17 protein-coding genes are annotated in these 18,045 nt (G+C 66.5%); 2 read left to right on the top strand and 15 right to left on the bottom strand.

Annotated features, from left to right (window positions below):
* Positions 1–7 precede the first annotated feature (7 nt).
* The 6 genes from ACAG21_RS24510 to ACAG21_RS24485 all read right to left on the bottom strand — a co-directional run bounded on the left by ACAG21_RS24510 (position 8) and on the right by ACAG21_RS24485 (position 7,660).
* Positions 8–754, bottom strand: a complete 747-nt coding sequence (locus ACAG21_RS24510) for a hypothetical protein (RefSeq protein ID WP_370498846.1) — start codon at positions 752–754, stop codon at positions 8–10.
* Positions 755–891: 137 nt separating this feature from the next.
* Positions 892–3,735: a preprotein translocase subunit SecA gene (gene secA / locus ACAG21_RS24505; protein ID WP_370498845.1), complete on the bottom strand. Its 2,844-nt coding sequence runs from the start codon at positions 3,733–3,735 to the stop codon at positions 892–894.
* Between the two features lie 82 nt (positions 3,736–3,817).
* A complete protein-coding gene (gene hpf / locus ACAG21_RS24500) occupies positions 3,818–4,498 on the bottom strand; it encodes a ribosome hibernation-promoting factor, HPF/YfiA family (protein ID WP_370498883.1) in 681 nt (226 codons plus the stop codon).
* A 346-nt stretch (positions 4,499–4,844) separates the two neighbouring features.
* Positions 4,845–5,477, bottom strand: coding sequence for a ComF family protein (locus ACAG21_RS24495; RefSeq protein ID WP_370498844.1), 633 nt, complete (start codon positions 5,475–5,477; stop codon positions 4,845–4,847).
* A gap of 28 nt (positions 5,478–5,505) precedes the next feature.
* Positions 5,506–6,531, bottom strand: coding sequence for a nitronate monooxygenase (locus tag ACAG21_RS24490; protein WP_370498843.1), 1,026 nt, complete (start codon positions 6,529–6,531; stop codon positions 5,506–5,508).
* A 91-nt stretch (positions 6,532–6,622) separates the two neighbouring features.
* On the bottom strand, positions 6,623–7,660 hold the full coding sequence (locus ACAG21_RS24485; RefSeq protein ID WP_370498842.1) for an AraC family transcriptional regulator: 1,038 nt from the start codon (positions 7,658–7,660) through the stop codon (positions 6,623–6,625).
* A gap of 180 nt (positions 7,661–7,840) precedes the next feature.
* Between ACAG21_RS24485 and ACAG21_RS24480 the strand changes: the two genes are divergently transcribed.
* Positions 7,841–8,053, top strand: coding sequence for a hypothetical protein (locus tag ACAG21_RS24480; protein WP_370498841.1), 213 nt, complete (start codon positions 7,841–7,843; stop codon positions 8,051–8,053).
* Positions 8,037–9,098: a methyltransferase dimerization domain-containing protein gene (locus ACAG21_RS24475; RefSeq protein WP_370498840.1), complete on the top strand. Its 1,062-nt coding sequence runs from the start codon at positions 8,037–8,039 to the stop codon at positions 9,096–9,098. Before ACAG21_RS24480 ends, ACAG21_RS24475 begins: the two co-directional genes overlap by 17 nt.
* A gap of 2 nt (positions 9,099–9,100) precedes the next feature.
* Here ACAG21_RS24475 and lpqB read toward each other — a convergent pair whose 3' ends face one another.
* From lpqB to ACAG21_RS24430, 9 genes are all read right to left on the bottom strand, one after another.
* Complete coding sequence (gene lpqB, locus ACAG21_RS24470; RefSeq protein WP_370498839.1) at positions 9,101–10,912, bottom strand: MtrAB system accessory lipoprotein LpqB; 1,812 nt, start codon at positions 10,910–10,912, stop codon at positions 9,101–9,103.
* A complete protein-coding gene (mtrB, locus tag ACAG21_RS24465; protein WP_370498838.1) occupies positions 10,912–12,603 on the bottom strand; it encodes an MtrAB system histidine kinase MtrB in 1,692 nt (563 codons plus the stop codon). The genes lpqB and mtrB overlap by 1 nt, the downstream gene beginning before the upstream one ends.
* Before the next feature lie 100 nt (positions 12,604–12,703).
* Positions 12,704–13,390: a two-component system response regulator MtrA gene (mtrA, locus tag ACAG21_RS24460; protein ID WP_007168097.1), complete on the bottom strand. Its 687-nt coding sequence runs from the start codon at positions 13,388–13,390 to the stop codon at positions 12,704–12,706.
* Between the two features lie 80 nt (positions 13,391–13,470).
* A complete protein-coding gene (locus ACAG21_RS24455) occupies positions 13,471–14,103 on the bottom strand; it encodes a dTMP kinase (RefSeq protein WP_370498837.1) in 633 nt (210 codons plus the stop codon).
* 88 nt (positions 14,104–14,191) lie between these two features.
* Complete coding sequence (gene ahcY / locus ACAG21_RS24450) at positions 14,192–15,649, bottom strand: adenosylhomocysteinase (protein WP_370498836.1); 1,458 nt, start codon at positions 15,647–15,649, stop codon at positions 14,192–14,194.
* An 85-nt stretch (positions 15,650–15,734) separates the two neighbouring features.
* The gene (locus tag ACAG21_RS24445; protein ID WP_370498882.1) at positions 15,735–16,367 is read right to left on the bottom strand and encodes a TetR family transcriptional regulator; all 633 of its coding nucleotides are present in this window, start codon (positions 16,365–16,367) and stop codon (positions 15,735–15,737) included.
* Between the two features lie 17 nt (positions 16,368–16,384).
* Positions 16,385–16,567: a rubredoxin gene (locus tag ACAG21_RS24440; protein WP_342929760.1), complete on the bottom strand. Its 183-nt coding sequence runs from the start codon at positions 16,565–16,567 to the stop codon at positions 16,385–16,387.
* Positions 16,564–16,737 carry a rubredoxin gene (locus ACAG21_RS24435; RefSeq protein WP_370498835.1) on the bottom strand — a complete coding sequence of 58 codons (174 nt, stop codon included), beginning with the start codon at positions 16,735–16,737 and terminating at the stop codon, positions 16,564–16,566. Before ACAG21_RS24435 ends, ACAG21_RS24440 begins: the two co-directional genes overlap by 4 nt.
* Positions 16,734–17,969, bottom strand: a complete 1,236-nt coding sequence (locus tag ACAG21_RS24430) for an alkane 1-monooxygenase (protein WP_370498834.1) — start codon at positions 17,967–17,969, stop codon at positions 16,734–16,736. Before ACAG21_RS24430 ends, ACAG21_RS24435 begins: the two co-directional genes overlap by 4 nt.
* Between the last annotated feature and the right edge of the window lie 76 nt (positions 17,970–18,045).

Genomic DNA, 18,045 nt, shown 5'->3' with positions numbered 1-18,045 from the left:
GCAAGTTTCAGCAAATCGAAATAGTGCGCCGCACGGCGCGGTGACGGGTCGGGTCGAACGCCTCCAGCCGGCCGCCCCCGGTCACGAACAGCCCGCGCTGCGGGACCCAGAAGTCGGCCAATCGGGCCTGCCGCGACAACGGGGTCACCACGCCGAGGTCCTCGCCGCGCCATACCGCGCGCGAATCGCTGACGGCCCAGAATCGCTTGGGAGCGATCATGAATCGCTGGCCGTTCGGCGCGTTGCCGGATAGCCGCACCCGCCCGGTGCCCATCAGCGGTCCGGCGACTCGCCCGAGAGCGCCGAGGGCCCATCGGCTGGTCCACGCCCGTGCGGGCAGCCGCGGGGCGAGCGCGCTCATCAGCCGGGTCGACGCGCTGGTGCCGAGATCGAGATGCCACTCGAGCAAGCCGGCAATCCGGACGTACAGCGACCACGGCGTCACCCAGGCGACGTCGATTTCGCACCGCACCGCGTCGTTCGGCGTGGCCGCGCTGAAGAAGCGGGCGCAGCTGAGTTCACCGGAGCTGGTCGCGTAAAACGTCCAGACCCCCGCGGCATCGCGATGCCAGACCGACCGGTAGCCCGGCGCGAACGACGACGTGGGTATGCAACGCAGCGCGAGGTAATGCCCGCTCGCGAACGGCAGCCCCAGAACCCCGAAGCCGGCAAATCTTTCGTCGTCGCCGGGGGGCAGCGTGGCGTTGTGCAGAACGGCCGAAGCGGCGTCGGCAGGAGTGTGCGACGTAGTCATGCACCGATGCTGCGCGGCACCGCGGGACCCGCGCATGAGGCTTATGCCTCAAATCCTGCTCGCGAATGTGCGGCCAGCCGCACACTCACCGCCGAATGTGCGGCCAGGCGCACACTCGGCGAATCCGAGCCGCGCGTCTAGCGCTTCTTGACCGACTTCGGCGGTTTGGCGCCGCGGCCCTGCTGGCGGGCGGCCGCGCGGCGCTCGCGCCTGCTGGCCCCGGCGGGCACACCGGCCGGAGTCTTCTGCGCGCCACCGCCGTTGCGCTGGACTTCGGCCGAACCGTCTTCTGCCGGACCGGAATACGTCAGAGCGGGAGCCTCGGTATCAATACCCTTGGCGCGCAAGGTGCTTGGAGCCGGTTCTTTCGGCGCCGGTGCGGCTGCGGCTGGAGTGTCCTGCCCGGCGGCCGCGGCGGCGGTCGCGAACTCCGCCAGGCCTTCCGGCGTTTCCACCGGCGCGACCTGCGCAGCGGGAACCGCTTCCACGCTGACGTTGAACAAGAAGCCGACCGACTCCTCCTTCATGCCGTCCAGCATGGCCATGAACATGTCGTAGCCCTCGCGCTGGTACTCGACCAGCGGATCGCGCTGCGCCATCGCCCGCAGCCCGATGCCCTCCTTGAGATAGTCCATCTCGTAGAGGTGCTCACGCCACTTGCGGTCGATCACGTTGAGCAACACGTTGCGCTCCAGCTGTCGCATCGCGCCTTCGCCGGCGATCTCCTCCAGCTCGGCTTCTCTTGCGGCATAAGCCCGTTCGGCGTCTTTGACGAGCGCCTCGAGCAGCTCCTCGCGAGTGAGATCGTCATGCTCGGAGTCCGCGTCCCGACGGGTGAGCGACTCGTGCTCGATCCCGACCGGATACAGCGTCTTGAGCGCCGACCACAATGCGTCGAGGTCCCAATCCTCGGCGTAGCCTTCGGTTGTCGCGCCGTCCACATAGGCGGTGATGACATCGCGGACCATCTCGAACGCCTGCTCCTGCAGGTTCTCGCCCTCGAGGATGCGCTTGCGCTCGGCGTAGATCACCTTGCGCTGCTGGTTCATCACCTCGTCGTACTTGAGGACGTTCTTGCGGACCTCGAAGTTCTGCTGCTCGACCTGGGTTTGCGCGCTCTTGATTGCGCGGGTGACCATCTTGGCCTCGATCGGCACATCGTCGGGCAGGTTCAGCCGGTTGAGCATCGCCTCGAGCGCGGCGCCATTGAACCGTCGCATCAACTCGTCACCCAGTGACAGGTAGAAGCGCGACTCACCCGGGTCGCCCTGCCGGCCGGAGCGACCGCGCAGCTGGTTGTCGATACGGCGCGACTCGTGGCGCTCGGTGCCCAGCACGTACAGCCCGCCGGCCTCGATCACTTCTTCGGCCTCGGCGCTGGCCTCTTCTTTGACCTTGGGCAGTTCCTCGTGCCAGGCCGCCTCGTACTCGTCGGGCGTCTCCACCGGGTCCAGACCCCGGGCGCGCAGCCGCTGGTCGGTGAGGAAGTCGACGTTGCCGCCCAGCACGATGTCGGTACCGCGACCGGCCATGTTGGTGGCCACGGTGATGCCGCCGCGGCGCCCGGCCACCGCGATGATGCCGGCTTCCTGCTCGTGGAACTTCGCGTTGAGCACGTTGTGCGGGATGCGGCGCTTGGTGAACTGCCGCGACAGGTACTCCGAGCGCTCGACGCTGGTGGTACCGATCAGAACCGGCTGGCCCTTCTCGTAGCGCTCGGAGACGTCGTCGACGACCGCGATGTACTTGGCCTCTTCGGTCTTGTAGATCAGGTCGGACTGGTCTTGGCGGACCATCGGCTTGTTGGTCGGAATCGGGACCACGCCGAGCTTGTAGATCTCGTGCAGCTCGGCCGCCTCGGTCTGGGCGGTACCGGTCATGCCGGCCAGCTTGTCGTAGAGCCGGAAGTAGTTCTGCAGCGTGATCGTGGCCAGCGTCTGGTTCTCGGCCTTGATCTCGACGTGCTCCTTGGCCTCGATGGCCTGGTGCATGCCTTCGTTGTAGCGACGACCGATCAGCACGCGACCGGTGAATTCGTCGACGATCAGGACCTCGCCGTCGCGGACGATGTAGTCCTTGTCGCGGTTGAACAGCTCCTTGGCCTTCAGCGCGTTGTTCAGGTAGCTGACCAGCGGCGAGTTCGCGGCCTCGTAGAGGTTGTCGATGCCCAGCTGGTCCTCGACGAACTCCACCCCGAGCTCGTGCACACCGACGGTGCGTTTGCGCAGGTCCACCTCGTAGTGGACGTCCTTTTGCATCAGCGGGGCCAACCGGGCGAACTCGAGGTACCAGTTGGAGGCGCCGTCGGCGGGCCCGGAAATGATCAGCGGCGTGCGGGCCTCGTCGATCAGGATGGAGTCCACCTCGTCGACGATCGCGAAAGTGTGTCCACGCTGCACCATGTCCTCGACCGAGTGGGCCATGTTGTCGCGCAGGTAGTCGAAGCCGAACTCGTTGTTGGTGCCGTAGGTGATGTCGGCGTTGTAGGCCACCCGGCGCTCGTCGGGGGTCATGTTGGCCAGGATCACCCCGACCTGCAAGCCCAGGAAGCGGTGCACCCGGCCCATCCACTCGCTGTCGCGTTTGGCCAGGTAGTCGTTGACGGTGACGATGTGCACGCCCTTGCCGGCCAGCGCGTTGAGGTAGGCCGGCAACACACAGGTCAGCGTCTTGCCCTCACCGGTTTTCATCTCGGCGACGTTGCCCAGGTGCAGCGCGGCCGCGCCCATCACCTGCACGTCGAACGGTCGCTGATCCAGCACCCGCCAGGCGGCCTCGCGGGCCACCGCGAAGGCTTCCGGTAGCAGGTCATCGAGGGTTTCGCCGTCGTCGAGCCGCTTACGGAACTCGTCGGTCTTGGCCCGCAGCTCCGCATCGGTGAGTTTCTCGACGTCGTCAGACAACGTGTTGACATAGTCGGCCACGCGCTTGAGGCGCTTGACCATGCGACCTTCACCAAGGCGCAGCAGCTTCGACAGCACAGCTAGGTCCCCTGTGGGTAGGAGTCTTCGTTAGTAAGGCGACTCCCATCGTAGGTGACGACCTGCTGATGGCCGCCGATCCTCAGGAGAGCCGGATCAGTCCGTAGTCGTAGGCGTGACGGCGATAGACGACCGACGGCCGCTCGCTCTGCTTGTCGTAGAACAAGAAGAAGTCGTGTCCGACGAGCTCCATCTCGTAGAGCGCGTCGTCGACCGTCATCGGCGTGGCCTGGTGTTCCTTGGTGCGCACCACGCGGCCCGGCTGATGGTCCCGATCGTCATCACCGGTGTCGTGTTGATGCGGCTGCGCGGGCGCATTGTTGTTGCGGAAAGTGCTCTCCGGCGGGGCCACCGCGGTGGCCTCGGCCAGCGAAACGGGGGTCTTTTCGCCGTAGTGCACCTTGCGGCGGTCCTTACCGCGACGCAGCCGGCTTTCCAGCCGGACCACCGCGGACTCGAGCGCGGAGTAGAAGCTGTCGGCACAAGCCTCACCGCGCACTACCGGCCCACGGCCCCGCGCGGTGATCTCCACGCGCTGACAGGACTTACGTTGGCGACGGTTGCGTTCGTGCTTGAGCTCGACGTCGAAGAGGTAGATGGTCTTGTCGAATCGTTCCAAGCGGGCGAGTTTCTGCGAGACGTAAACGCGGAAATGATCGGGAATCTCGACGTTGCGCCCCTTGAACACAACCTCGGCGGTGGTGGTCGGTTCCTGCGCGTCGATCCGTACCGGTGGTTCGTCCAGAAGCTGAGTGGAATCCACGGTGAGCCTTGACATACGTGACAACTCATTTCTCTCTTCACGTCCACGCGCCCTGCGTGCCGGCTTTCCAGAAAAAGCTTCGACGGGGTGGAAACGGTTTGCGAAAATCACCGCCGTAGGCAGCCCGCCGTCGCAAGGTGTCGAACACTCACCCCCTCCGCACGTGCCATCTCAAGCTGGGAATTCGCGACCAGTGAGTCGGGGCCGGTAGGTCCCGAAGAGTTGTTGAAGGTTGTTCTCGACGTTAGCTCGTGTTCGCCTCGCCGTGCCACCGATTTGATGAACCCGTAGCGAGTTCTTCACGTCTTCTTGGCAATTTCACTGGTTTACGCCGAGATTCGGTGAGTCAGGCGACTGCGATCGCCAGCACCGCGGTCACCCGCACTCCGGCCGCCGACAAGACCCGGACCGACTCACCCGCGGTCGCGCCGGTGGTGACGATGTCGTCGACGAGCAGCACCTCGGTGCGCGGCGGCCGGCCCCGCAGCAGCACCCGGCCCGCGACATTGCGCTCGCGCTCGGCCGTGCCGAGACCGACGGAGTCGCGGGTCAGCGCTTTCATGCGTAACACCGCTGCGACGGTGGCGTCCGGATGCCGGGCCACGGCGGCGTGCGCCAGACGGGCGACGGGGTCACCGCCGCGCCGGCGGGCGGCCGCACGCCGAGTCGGTGCGGGCACGACGGTCAGCGGGGTTTCGACGATGCCCCAGGTCAGCAGCCGGTGGACACCCACGGCCAGCGCCTGGGCCAACGTCGGGACGAGATCGCGGCGGCCCTGCTCCTTCATCGCGAGAATCGCCTGGCGACGGGCACCGGCGTAACGCCCCAGCGCGAACACGGGTACCTGCGGGTCGACGCGGGGGCTGATCAGGTGCGGTTCGTCGGGCTTGACGACGAGCTCCCTGGCGCACGCGTCGCACCAGCGGGCCGACGCGGTCCGGCAGCCGCCGCACTCCAGCGGCAGGATCAAATCGAGCACGGCCCCAGTGTCACCGGCTGGGGTGACATCAACAGCCCGCCAGCTCTTGCACGATGTCGGCGGCTGAACCGGTTCGCGCGTCGCGGAACCCCGCCCCCGTCCACATGCCGACGCCGTGCGGGTCGCCCAGCTTCACCGCGGCCGCCTGGATGGGGGCGGTGATCATGGCGGCCTGGGGAAACCCGAATACGGAGTGGGCGTCGTGTCGGTCGATGAATCGGTTGCGCAACGCGCGGGCATACCGCCCGGTGAACGCCCGCGTCACCACGGTTTCGGTGAACTGCGGATCGCGCAAAGCCGCACGGTGCACCGGATTGGTTCCGGCCTCGTCGGCGAGCAAGAACGCGGTGCCGATCTGCACCGCGGTGGCGCCGGCATCCAGTGCTCGACGCACGGCAGCCGGTGTCCCCAGTCCGCCGGCCGCGACGACGGGGCAGTCGAAACAGGCGACCAGGGCCGACACCAGATCGTCGAGAGGATCGGCGGCCGGCGCGGCGATCGGGTCGAACGTAGCCCGATGCCCACCGGCATCGGGTCCTTGGGCTACCAGCGCGTCCACTCCAAAACTGGTGGCGATCAATGCTTCTCGTACCGTCGTCACGGTGGCGAGGGTCAGGATGCCGGCATCGCGGAGTCGGACGCACGCCGCCTCGGTCGGCGGACCGAACGTGAAGGACACCACTTCCGGTCGCAGATCGCACACCACGTCGAGCTTCGCCGCGTATTCGTCGTCTTCATCGCGCGGTGCACCCAGCGCCACGCCGTAGTGTTCCGCCTCGTCCTGCAGCGCCGCCGCGAACGCGCCCAGTTCGGCGACGGTGGCGACCCTGGCCTGGGGCACAAAGAGATTCACCCCCAGTGGGCCCGAGGTGAGTCGGCGTGCGACAAGGATCGAGTCGGCCAATTCGTCGGCGGACGACAGGCCCCCGGCAAGAAAGCCCAGGCCGCCGCCATGGGATACGGCAGCGGCCAGCGCCGGCGTCGACGGGCCACCGGCCATCGGCGCGCCGAGCACTCGAAGAGTCAAATCCCCCAACGTAAATCGATCAAACATCACATACCTCCCCCATAGCGACCTGTCGCGGGACGCGGACCGCTGGACAGATTGCGTAGCTTCCGCTCTACCGTGCGTGCAGCGGCGACATCTAACAACGCCGAGCGGTCCTGACGTGAACCCGCTCTTCGGCGGTGAAGCGCTGGAACGTCCTGCGGCGCAAGGTCTCCGTCGGCGTCTCGCGGTAGCGGGCCGAGTGGGCCGCGGCGAACCTGCCGAGATTGGTGAAGCCCCAACGGTAGGCGACCGAAGCCACGGTCACCTGCGACGGGTCCGACCTGAGCAACGCATGGTGTGCGCGCCGCAATCGGACCTCGCGCAGATAGGCCATCGGCGAGGTATCCAGGTGGCGCTGGAATCCCTGCTGCAGCGTGCGGACGCTGATGTGGGTACGGGTGGCGATCGAGGTCAACGTCAACGGCAGATGCGCTTCTTCTTCGATGATTTCGATCGCGGAACGAATCGCCCGCGGCGCGAACAGCCGCATGTCTTTGGCAAGAGCCTCGCGGTGGGGATGGTCAGCGGCGAGCAGGAAACCGCGGACCAGGCTGTCGACGAACGGCAACCCGACCAGCGGCTGATTGAGCACGCTGTCGGCCCGGAAAACCTGATCCTTGAAAAGCGCCACCATGTTGATCCAGCTGCGCGTCGCGGCCGACCCCATACGCATGACGGGTGTGAATTCAGGCTGGGACATCACCTGCCAGCCGAGTGCGTCGCTGAGCGCATCGTCGACGGCCGAACGATCGAATTTGATACAGATGAATCTGGTTCCGGCGCTCCACTTCATCGAAGCGTGACCCTGTGGGAGGTAGATCGTGGCGGTACCGGGTCCACCCGCCAGCGGCAGGCCCCGGTATTCACCCTCGGCGCGTCCGGCGCGCAGCACGACGATCCGATAGGCCCCACACAGCTCGCCGGCATCCAGCGACATCTCGGACCCGACAGCGATTTCGGAAATGGTCGCCGCACCGATGCGACCCACTCGATGACACATGGAAAAGCCGTCGGGATCGGTCAGGAGCTGCGTGTGGAGCCGGCCGCAGCACACGACGGCGAAATCGTCGAAATTCTTCACCTGCTTCCAGATATGCGCGCCCGTTGCTTGCGCTGTCGGTGATTCCGCCATTCGGCCACCTCCCTGCACGAATCCACTGATGCCCCTTCCACATCCGCGTGCCAACAAGCTAACGTCGCCAACCAGCGTCGCACCATGCCGCGCCGGTGGCCGTGCGCGATCCGGATAATCCGGTGCGCATTTAGGCTAGCCGCCGGTATGGACGGATCCCTGCGGTCTAGCGTGGGTAACGTGGCGAGCGACGCCGTCGGCGGAACCGGAAGTGAGCCCATGATCCACGCAGAATCTGTTACTGTTCAGCATCTTTCAGATTATCTGCTCGTGGCGTCGGAAGCTCGAGCGGGCGGTGACATCGTGCACTGTCGCCACCGGGACTATCAGCCACGCATCGTGGTCGATATCCCAGACATCTTTTCCGACAACATCATTGAACGGTCTACCTGACGTGCACCTGGGCATGATCCCCGACGACCCGGCCGAATGGAAGGCTCTGGCGTCACGACAACTACCGTTGCCATTGTTCGAAACGCACTTTGCGTTCGGACGTGCACGCGCGATCATGGCGGCAACCAAACTCGGCGTGTTCGAGTCATTGAGCCGCCAGGCGGCCACAGCCGCCGAAATAGCCGACCGCTGCGGAACCGATGCGGTGGCAACCCAGCAGCTGCTGGCCGCCCTGGCCGGGTCGGATTACCTGTTGTACCGCGATGGCCGGTACGCGCTGACCACCACCGCGCGCACCTGGCTACTGGCGGAAAGCCCGCGTTCGATGGTCGACGCAGTGCTTTTCGCGTTCGACGAGTGGGAGCTGATGATGCATGTCGAGGACTATGTGCGCACCGGCATCCCCCTCGAGCTGCACCAGACCATGACCGGTGTGCAGTGGGACCATTACCTTCGGGCCATGCGGGCACTGGCCGGTCTGACGGCGCAAGAAGTCGCGCAATTCATTCCGGTGCCGGGCGGTGCCACCGACATGATCGATGTCGGCAGCGCGCACGCCCGCTACTCAGTTGCATTGTGCCGGCGTCACTCCCGCCTGCATTCGGAGGTGCTGGACTCACCCGAGGCGGTCCGGGCGGCGGCGCCACTGCTGGCCGCCGAGAACATGGGCACTCGGGTCGTGCACCGCGAAGCCCACGCGCTCTCGTATGACTTCGGTGTCAAGACCTGCGACGTGGTGCTGTTATGCAATCTGGCACATAACTTCACCGCGGCGGAGAACGCACTGCTGTTCTGGCGGTTGGGACGGGCACTGCGACCACATGGGGTCTTTGCGGTAATAGAGCCCCTGCGGCTCGAAACAGGCTATTTTGCAAGTCAATTCGCCGCACTGGACGAGTTGTACTTCGGTGCGACCAGCCGATCGGGAGCATGGACCTCGCGTGACACCGCGGGATGGCAACGGGATGCTGGCCTGGAACCCGCGGCCCAACCGGTGACGCTGAGCCGCGGCGACATCGCCCTACAGATCGCGACGAAAATCTAGCGTCACCCCGGCAGCACCGGAGCAGCGCCACTGGTCATCAAGCCCGGCACGTCCGACCAACTCTGCTGGCTTTCCGGCGCGGACGCCGAATACTGCAGCACGCCTTGCGGTGCCGCGACGTAGACCGTCGACGGGTTGGCCGCGATCGCGGTCAGCGGAATCTGCAAGCCGTGGGCGGGGGCGTCGGAGTTCACCCCGTCGAGGTTCACGTACGAGACCGGATGGGCAAGGTCGTTGCGGGTCACCACGATGTCGTCGCCGGTGCGCCAGTACAGGGACACCACCGAATTGCCCAGCCCGAAACCCAATCGCCGGGGATAGGTCAGCGCATATTGGCCGGCTTGGGTCTGCTCTACCCCGGCGAGAATGACCATGCCGCCGATCACCATTGCGGCCCGCGTGCCGTCGCGAGACAGTTGCAAGTCGCTGATCGGGCCGGGGAACTTGCTCGCCACCGCCCCGGAATCCACCGGCAAGCGCGCGGGTTGCCCGGACGCCGGCTCCTGGATAGCCCGCAGCACGTTGTTGCCGTCCACCACCACCCAGACCGCGTCGTCCAGCGCCCAGCTGGGACGGGTCAGGCTGTGTCCGTCGGCTGACTGCACCGCCTCGCCACCGAGGTCGCCGATCCACAGCGACTCCGCCATGTCCGGCGCGCCGCGGTGCAGCGTCACGACGGATGCCACCTGTCGGCCGCTGCGGGACAACGCCGCGAGCGTCTGGTCACCCATCCGGCCGAACGCGCCGTTCACCGTGGTGGTCCGCTGCCCATCCAGACCGACCAGCGATCCGTTGATCAGGGCGTGCAGCCCCGCGCCGGCACCGTCGGCCGCGCCCGGGTCGGTCGCGGCGACGTCGGAGGTCGTCCACCCTTCGGCGAACCTGTCGTCCAGCGGCGCGCCGTCGGCATTGATCACATACGGACCTCTGATGTCGGCTCGGGCCAGCGTCCAAATGATCTGTGCGGCAAGCAATTGCCTGCTGTGCGGATCGGTGGTGGACAGCTTCTGCAGATCGATGCGCGCACCGCCGTAGCCTCGCCCGATCCCGTTCTTGCCGCCGTCGGCGCGGGTCACCGGCCCGCGCAGGCGCAGCGGCGGGGCGAGCAGGTTGCGAACGGTGTGCGCCATCTCGGGCCGCGGCCCAGCCAGCAGCTTGGAGATGAGTTCGGTGGGCAGCTGATCGTGATCGGCGACCGCGACATAGCGCGGATCGGGCACCACCGTCTTACCGGTCGGGTCGGCGAAGTAGAGCGTATTGCGTTTGTAGGTAGCCTGAAACTGTTGCCAGTCCAGGAAAACGCCGTTGGGCAGCTTGTCGATTCGCCAGCCACCGGATGTCTTCACCAGCTCGATCGGGCCGGGGTCGGGCAGCACACCCTCGGCTGTTTCGAACACCCCGACGTCGGACAGCGAGCCCAGGATGTCGGCCCGCATTGTCGCCGAAACACGTTCCGCGCCACGGGTTTCGACGAACACCACGTGGTCGATCAACAATGCGCTACCGGCGTCGTCCCAGGCATTGGATGCCGATTGAGTGAGGAACTGCCGCGCCGCCAGGTGCCGATTCGCTGGATCGGCTGTGGCCTTGAGGAATTCGCGCAGCAACACGTCGGGGTCCATGCCCGGGGTCGGCTTGGGCAGATTCGACGGGGCCGGTCGCTCGACCGTGCCGATGGCCTGCGGCGCCGATGTACTGGGAACCCCCGCACAGCCGGCCAGCAGCACCGCCAGCAGTGCGACGAGCTTCCACCCGGCGACGATGCGGGCCGAAGCAGCCCGCTGAGGAGTCGGGTAATCGGGCGTCCGCCGCATCACACGCCCCTTTCGGCGTGCTCGTGTTGGCGCGGACGCTCCTTGCCCGTCGGTGACACGGGCTCCCCGGCCGGCGGCGCCGGCTGCGGGATCGGCTTCATCGGCAACGGGCTGGTGGTGACCTTGTGGCCGCGGACCAGCGGGAGCGTCAGCCGGAAGCAGGCGCCCTGACCGGGCTCGCCCCACGCCTCCAACCGGCCCTGGTGCAGGCGCGCATCCTCGACGCTGATCGCCAGCCCCAGCCCGGTCCCGCCCGAGCGGCGCACCCGCGACGGGTCCGAGCGCCAGAACCTGCTGAACACCAGCTTCTCCTCGCCGGGCCGCAGCCCCACCCCGTAGTCGCGCACGGTGACGGCGACGGTGTCTTCGTCGACACCCATCCGGATGCGCACCGGTTTGTGCTCGGCATGGTCGATGGCGTTGGCGATCAGGTTGCGCAGGATCCGCTCCACCCGCCGCGGATCGACTTCGGCGATCACCTCTTCGGACGGCATGTCCACCAGCAGCTCGATGCCGGCGTCCTCGGAAAGGTGGCCGACATTGCCCAACGCGCTGCGCACCGTGGTGCGCAAATCGACTGCCTCCACCGACAATTCGGCCACACCGGCGTCGTGCCGGGAAATTTCCAGCAGGTCGTTGAGCAGGGTCTCGAAGCGATCGAGCTCGTTGACCATCAGCTCCGTGGAGCGTTGCAGGGTGGGGTCCAACTCGGAGCTGTGGTCGTAGATCAAGTCGGCGGCCATTCGCACCGTGGTCAGCGGTGTACGAAGTTCGTGGCTGACATCGGAGGTGAATCGGCGCTGCAGGTTGCCGAACTCCTCGAGCTGGGTGATCTGCCGCGACAGACTCTCGGCCATGTCGTTGAACGACACCGCCAGCCGGGCCATGTCGTCCTCACCGCGCACTGGCATGCGCTCGGACAGGTGCCCCTCGGCGAACCGTTCGGCGATCCGCGACGCCGACCGCACCGGGACCACCACTTGCCGCGATACCAGCAGCGCGATTCCGGCCAGCAGCACCAGCAGCACCGCGCCACCGGTGATCATCGTGCCGCGCACCAGCGTGATCGTGGCCTGCTCACTGGCCAGCGGGAAGATCAGGTACAGCTCCAGGTTGGCCACCTGCGACGACGCCGGCGTACCGACGATCAGCGCCGGTCCCGAGAAGCCTTCGGTGTGCACCGTGGCGTACTGATAGGCCGCCTGCCCCGCCTTGACGAAGCCACGCAACGAGGCGGGCACCTGGTCGACGGGTCCGGCAGCGGTCGCGGCGCGGGGGCCGTCGCCCGGCACCATCAGCACCGCGTCGAATGCGCCGGCCAGGACGGGGCCGGATGCCGGATCTGTTTTCGACGTCAACGTGTTGCGGGCCAGTTGCAGGCTGCTGTCCAGCGAGCGCGTCTCCTCGCCGTTGACGATCCCGCCGACAGTGGTGCGGGCCCGCTCGATCTGGTCGATGCCCGCCTTGACCTTGACGTCAAGAACGCGGTTGGTGACCTGGCTGGTGAGCACGAAACCGAGGGCCAGGATCACCGTCAGCGACAGCCCGAGAGTCAACGCCACGACTCGAAGCTGCAGGGAACGGCGCCAGGCAATGCCGACGGCTCGACTCAACGCACTCATGCCCCGAGTCATGGGGCCGGTGCGTCCCCAGCGGTGACCGTGGATACGTCGCCGCGAGCCCCAGATCAATGGCGGCGCTCCTCAGCATCTTGATGTCTTACACCGGCGCCGACAGTGCATAGGCGCCGCTCCTCAGCATCGCCGCGCTCTGCATCGTCGCCGGCGCGGATCACGGAGGTCCGGCCTTGTAACCCACTCCTCGAACGGTCAACACCACAGTCGGGTTCTCGGGGTCTTTCTCGACCTTGGCCCGCAGCCGCTGGACGTGCACGTTCACCAAGCGGGTGTCCGCCGGGTGCCGGTAGCCCCACACCTGTTCGAGCAATACATCACGAGTAAACACCTGGCGCGGTTTGCGTGCCAGCGCGACCAGCAGGTCGAACTCGAGCGGGGTGAGCGAGATCTGCTCGCCATTACGGGTGACCTTGTGCGCCGGCACGTCGATTTCGACGTCGGCGATGGAGAGCATCTCGGCCGGCTCGTCGTCGTTGCGCCGCAGCCGCGCCCGCACCCGCGCCACCAGTTCCTTGGGCTTGAACGGCTTCATGATGTAGTCGTCGGCGCCCGACTCCAGGCCGAGCACCACATCCACGGTGTCGGTCTTGGCAGTCAGCATCACAATCGGAACGCCGGAATCGGCGCGCAGCACCCGGCACACGTCGATGCCGTTCATACCGGGCAACATCAGGTCAAGCAGCACCAGGTCGGGCCGCAGCTCGCGCACCGCGGTCAGAGCCTGCGTGCCATCACCGATGACCGCAGTGTCGAAGCCCTCCCCACGAAGAACGATGGTCAGCATCTCCGCGAGCGAAGCGTCGTCGTCGACGACCAAAATCCTTTGCCTCATGGAGTCCATGGTGTCACCAGATCGGGACAAAACTCGGGCGCCACACGGGCGTTTCTTCTTGGAAACGGCCGAATCGTGACAAATCTGTGCTAATTGCCGGCCAAATCGGCCGCCAACCGCGCCGGGTCGACGTCCGCGTCGACCACCAGCCACCGCCCGCCCCAAGCCGCGTCGGCCAGCCCGGCGTACACCTCGCCGGTGCGCTGCTGCAGCCCGTCGTCGCGCTCGTAGCTGTCGCGCGCCCGGCCGGGATCGGTCTCGGCCCGGCTGCGAGCCCGCTGTCCGGCCAGCTCGGTCGACACGTTGAGCAGCACCTGCCAGTCCGGCGCCGGCAGTCCGAGCCGCTGGAATTCCAGCGCGTAGACCCAGGACGCCGCGTCTCCGGAGGCGTCCTGGTGCAGGCGCGCCGCACTATAGGCCGCGTTGGAGGCGACGTAGCGATCGAGAATCAGCACGTCGTGGCCGCGACGCAGCTGCTCGATGTCGTCGGCCGCGCCCGCACGGTCCAGCGCGAACAGCATCGCCATCGCGTAGACCGACGTCGCGAGGTCACCGTGCTGGCCGTGCAGCGCCTCGGCGGCGATGTCGGCGGTCACCGACTGGCCGTACCGCGGGAAGGCCAGCGTGGCCACCGAGTTGCCGGCGGCTTCGAAGGCCTTGCGCAGCCCTTCGGTGAGCGTCCGCTTGCCGGAGCCGTCGACTCCCTCGATCGCGATCAGCACGCGCTATCCAGCACCGCGGGCGTCACGCTCGCGTGGCGCTCGGCGTCCAACGTCACGCTGGCGTGACACTCGGCGAGAGGGAAACGGCTCAGTAGCGGTAGTGGTCCGGCTTGAACGGGCCTTCGACGTCGACGCCCAGGTATTCGGCCTGGTCCTTGGTCAGCTTGGTCAGCTGACCGCCGAGCGCCTCGACGTGGATGCGGGCCACCTTCTCGTCCAGGTGCTTGGGCAGCCGGTAGACCTCGTTGTCGTACTCGTCGTTCTTGGTCCACAGCTCGATCTGCGCGATCGTCTGGTTGGCGAAGCTGTTGCTCATCACGAACGACGGGTGCCCGGTGGCGTTACCGAGGTTCAGCAGCCGACCCTCGGAGAGCACGATGATCGACTTGCCGGAGTCGCCGAACGTCCACAGGTCGACCTGTGGCTTGATGTTGAGCTTCGTCGCCCCGGAGCGCTCCAGCGCGGCCATGTCGATCTCGTTGTCGAAGTGGCCGATGTTGCCCAGGATGGCGTGGTCCTTCATCGCCTTCATGTGGTCCAGCGAGATGATGTCCTTGTTGCCGGTCGCGGTGACGACGATGTCGGCGTCGGCGATGGCGTCCTCGACGGTCACCACGTTGTAGCCCTCCATCAGCGCCTGCAGGGCGTTGATCGGGTCGATCTCGGTGACCGACACCCGCGCGCCCTGGCCCTTGGCGGCCTCGGCGCAGCCCTTGCCCACGTCGCCGAAGCCGCAGATCAGCACGTTCTTGCCGCCGATCAGCGCGTCGGTGCCACGATTGATGCCGTCCAGCAGCGAGTGCCGCGTGCCGTACTTGTTGTCGAACTTTGACTTGGTGACCGAGTCGTTGACGTTGATCGCCGGGAAGGCGAGGTCACCGGCCGCGGCGAATTGGTAGAGGCGCAGCACGCCGGTGGTGGTCTCCTCGGTCACACCCTTGACCGACTCGGCGATCTTGGTCCACTTGCCCTTGTCGGTCTCGAACCGGGTGCGCAGCAGGTTCAGGAAGACCTTCCACTCCGCGGAGTCATCCTCTTCGGCGGGCGGCACCACGCCGGCCTTCTCGTACTGAGCGCCGCGCAGCACCAGCATGGTGGCGTCGCCGCCGTCGTCCAGGATCATGTTGGCCGGCTCGCCGGGCCAGGTCAGCATCTGCTCGGCACACCACCAGTACTCCTCGAGCGACTCGCCCTTCCAGGCGAACACCGGCACACCCTTGGGCTCCTCGGGGGTGCCGTGCGGGCCGACGACGACGGCCGCGGCCGCGTGGTCCTGGGTGGAGAAGATGTTGCAGGAGGCCCAGCGGACCTCGGCGCCCAGCGAGGTCAGCGTCTCGATCAGCACCGCGGTCTGCACGGTCATGTGCAGCGAGCCCGAGATCCTGGCGCCCTTCAGCGGTTGCACCTCGGCGTACTCGCGACGCAGCGACATCAGGCCGGGCATCTCGTACTCGGCCAGGTCGAGCTCTTTGCGGCCGAATTCCGCGAGTGACAGATCAGCGATCTTGAAGTCGATGCCGTTAACAACGTCGGCGGTCAGAGTCATGGCGTGTCTGTTCCTCAAAGTGGATTTAGTTAGCTTGGGTATACGCTCGTCCGCCACTGTAGTAGGCGGCCGAAGGGCGGCCAGGTCAGGGGACGTTGATCACGCCGTGACGCTCGGCGAAGGGCGTCATCAGCCGGGCGAGGTCCTGCGCGACGTCTCCCCCGGCTTCGCCGGGTGGTGCCCCCAAGTCGGCCTCCGGCGGCATCGACACGTAGCTCAGCGCCAGCCGCACGATGGCCCGGGCCAGCACACCGGCGTCCTCGTCGCTGGTAGCCACCCAGCTGTGGGTGAATGCCACGGTCAACCTGTCCGATGCCCGGGTGATGATCGGACCGCTGTCGGTGGTGATGATCTGCAGCAGGTCGGGTTTCGCGACGCCGGTCAGCAGGGAGATCACCAGCGGGTCGGCCGCCGATTCGGCGAAGAAGGCGCGGAAGCCCTCCAGGAATGCTTCGTAGATGCGGCCGACGTTGGCGTCGATCGCCGCATGGACGGCGTCGACGAGGCGGTCGGCCAGGCGCAGGGCGTATCCCTGCGCCAGGCCTTGCCGCGAACCGAACTCGTTGTAGATGGTCTGCCGGCTGATCCCGGCACCGCGGGCCACGTCGGACAGCGTGATCGCGGACCAGTCTCGGGTCAGCAGCAAGTCGCGCATCGCGTCCAACACCGAGTTGCGCAGCAGATCACGCGACGCCTCGGCATAGGGAATCCGCTTCACAGGCGCGACAATAGTGCTCACGGACGCGCAACCTCCACCATCTCGAAGTCGGATTTGGCCGCGCCGCAATCCGGGCAGCTCCAGTCGTCCGGAATCTCGTCCCACCGGGTGCCCGGGGCGATGCCGTCTTCCGGCCAGCCCTTGGCCTCGTCGTACTCGAATCCGCACTGCACGCAGACGAAAAGCTTGTAGTCGTTCATTGGTTCACTCCTATTGTTTCGAAGTCGACCTTCTCGAGCACCGCGCAATCGGGGCAGCACCAGTCGTCGGGGATGTCGCTGAACGGCGTACCCGGCCGAAAGCCTTCCCGCGGAGCGCCTTTCGTTTCGTCGTAGACGTAGTCGCAGCCCGGGCAGCGGTAGGCGGTCATGCCGGCACCCCGTATTTCGCCAGCACCTTGTCGCGCATCCGCGGGTGGACGTTGACCTTGCTGATGTCACCGTCGTAGTGCGCCAGCACCCGGTGGTCCATCACCTTGCGCCAGACCGGCGGGACGTACGTCAGCGCGATCATCGACGCGTATCCGCTCGGCAGGTTGGGCGCGCCCGCCATGCTGCGCAACGTCTGATACCGCCGGGTCGGGTTGGCGTGGTGATCGCTGTGGCGCTGCAGGTGGTAGAGGAACAAGTTGGTGACGATGTGGTCGGAGTTCCAGCTGTGCACCGGCGCGCAACGCTCGTAGCGGCCGTTGGCATTCTTCTGCCGCAGCAGGCCGTAGTGCTCGAGGTAGTTGACGGTTTCCAGCAGCGAGAAGCCGAAGACCGCCTGGATGACGATGAACGGGATCACGCCGACGCCGAAGACCGCGATTAGCGCGCCGAACAGCAGCACCGACATCGCCCAGGCGTTGAGCACGTCGTTGGACGCATACGTCCGGGGGTCCCACGGACTGCGGCCGAGCCGGCGGATCCGCTGTGCCTCCAGATGAACCGAGGAGCGCAAACTGCCGAACACGCTGCGGGGCAAGAACTCCCAGAATGTTTCGCCGAAGCGGGCCGACGCCGGGTCCTCCGGCGTGGAGACGCGCACGTGGTGACCGCGGTTGTGCTCGATGTAGAAGTGGCCGTAGGCGGTCTGCGCCAGGGTGATCTTGGACAGCCAGCGCTCCAGCGAGTCCTTCTTATGCCCCATCTCGTGCGCGGTGTTGATGCCGACGCCGCCGAGCACACCGACCGACAGTGCGACGCCGATCTTGCCGGCCCAGCCCAGGCCGCCGTCAAAGCCCAGCCATCCCAGGTCCGACGCGGTGAACAGGTAGGCGCCCAGCACGACGCTGAGGTACTGGAACGGAATGTAGATGTAGGTGCAGTAGCGGTAGTACCTGTCGTTCTCCAGCCGCTCCATCACCTCGTCGGGCGGGTTCTGTCCGTCGGGCCCGAACCGCAGGTCCAGGATCGGCAGCAGGATGTAGAGCAGGATCGGCCCGATCCACATCGGCACCTGGGCGGCGCCGTGCCAGCCGAATTGGTTCAGTCCCCAGACGATCGGCAGCATCACGAACAACGCCGTCGGGGGGATCAGGCCCATCAGCCACAGGTAGCGCTTCTTGTCGCGCCACTCGGTTGCGCCGAGTTCGTCGGCCGCCTGGATCTGGGTGGTCATATGCCAAACCTCCTTGTGAGTCATACCACGTTGAGATTGGACAATACCGCCACTTGCGTCCTCTGTCTAGACAAAG

The organism is Mycobacterium sp. pR1184 (genome assembly GCF_041287235.1).
GTDB lineage: Bacteria > Actinomycetota > Actinomycetes > Mycobacteriales > Mycobacteriaceae > Mycobacterium.
This window is presented reverse-complemented; position numbering and strand designations above follow the sequence as displayed.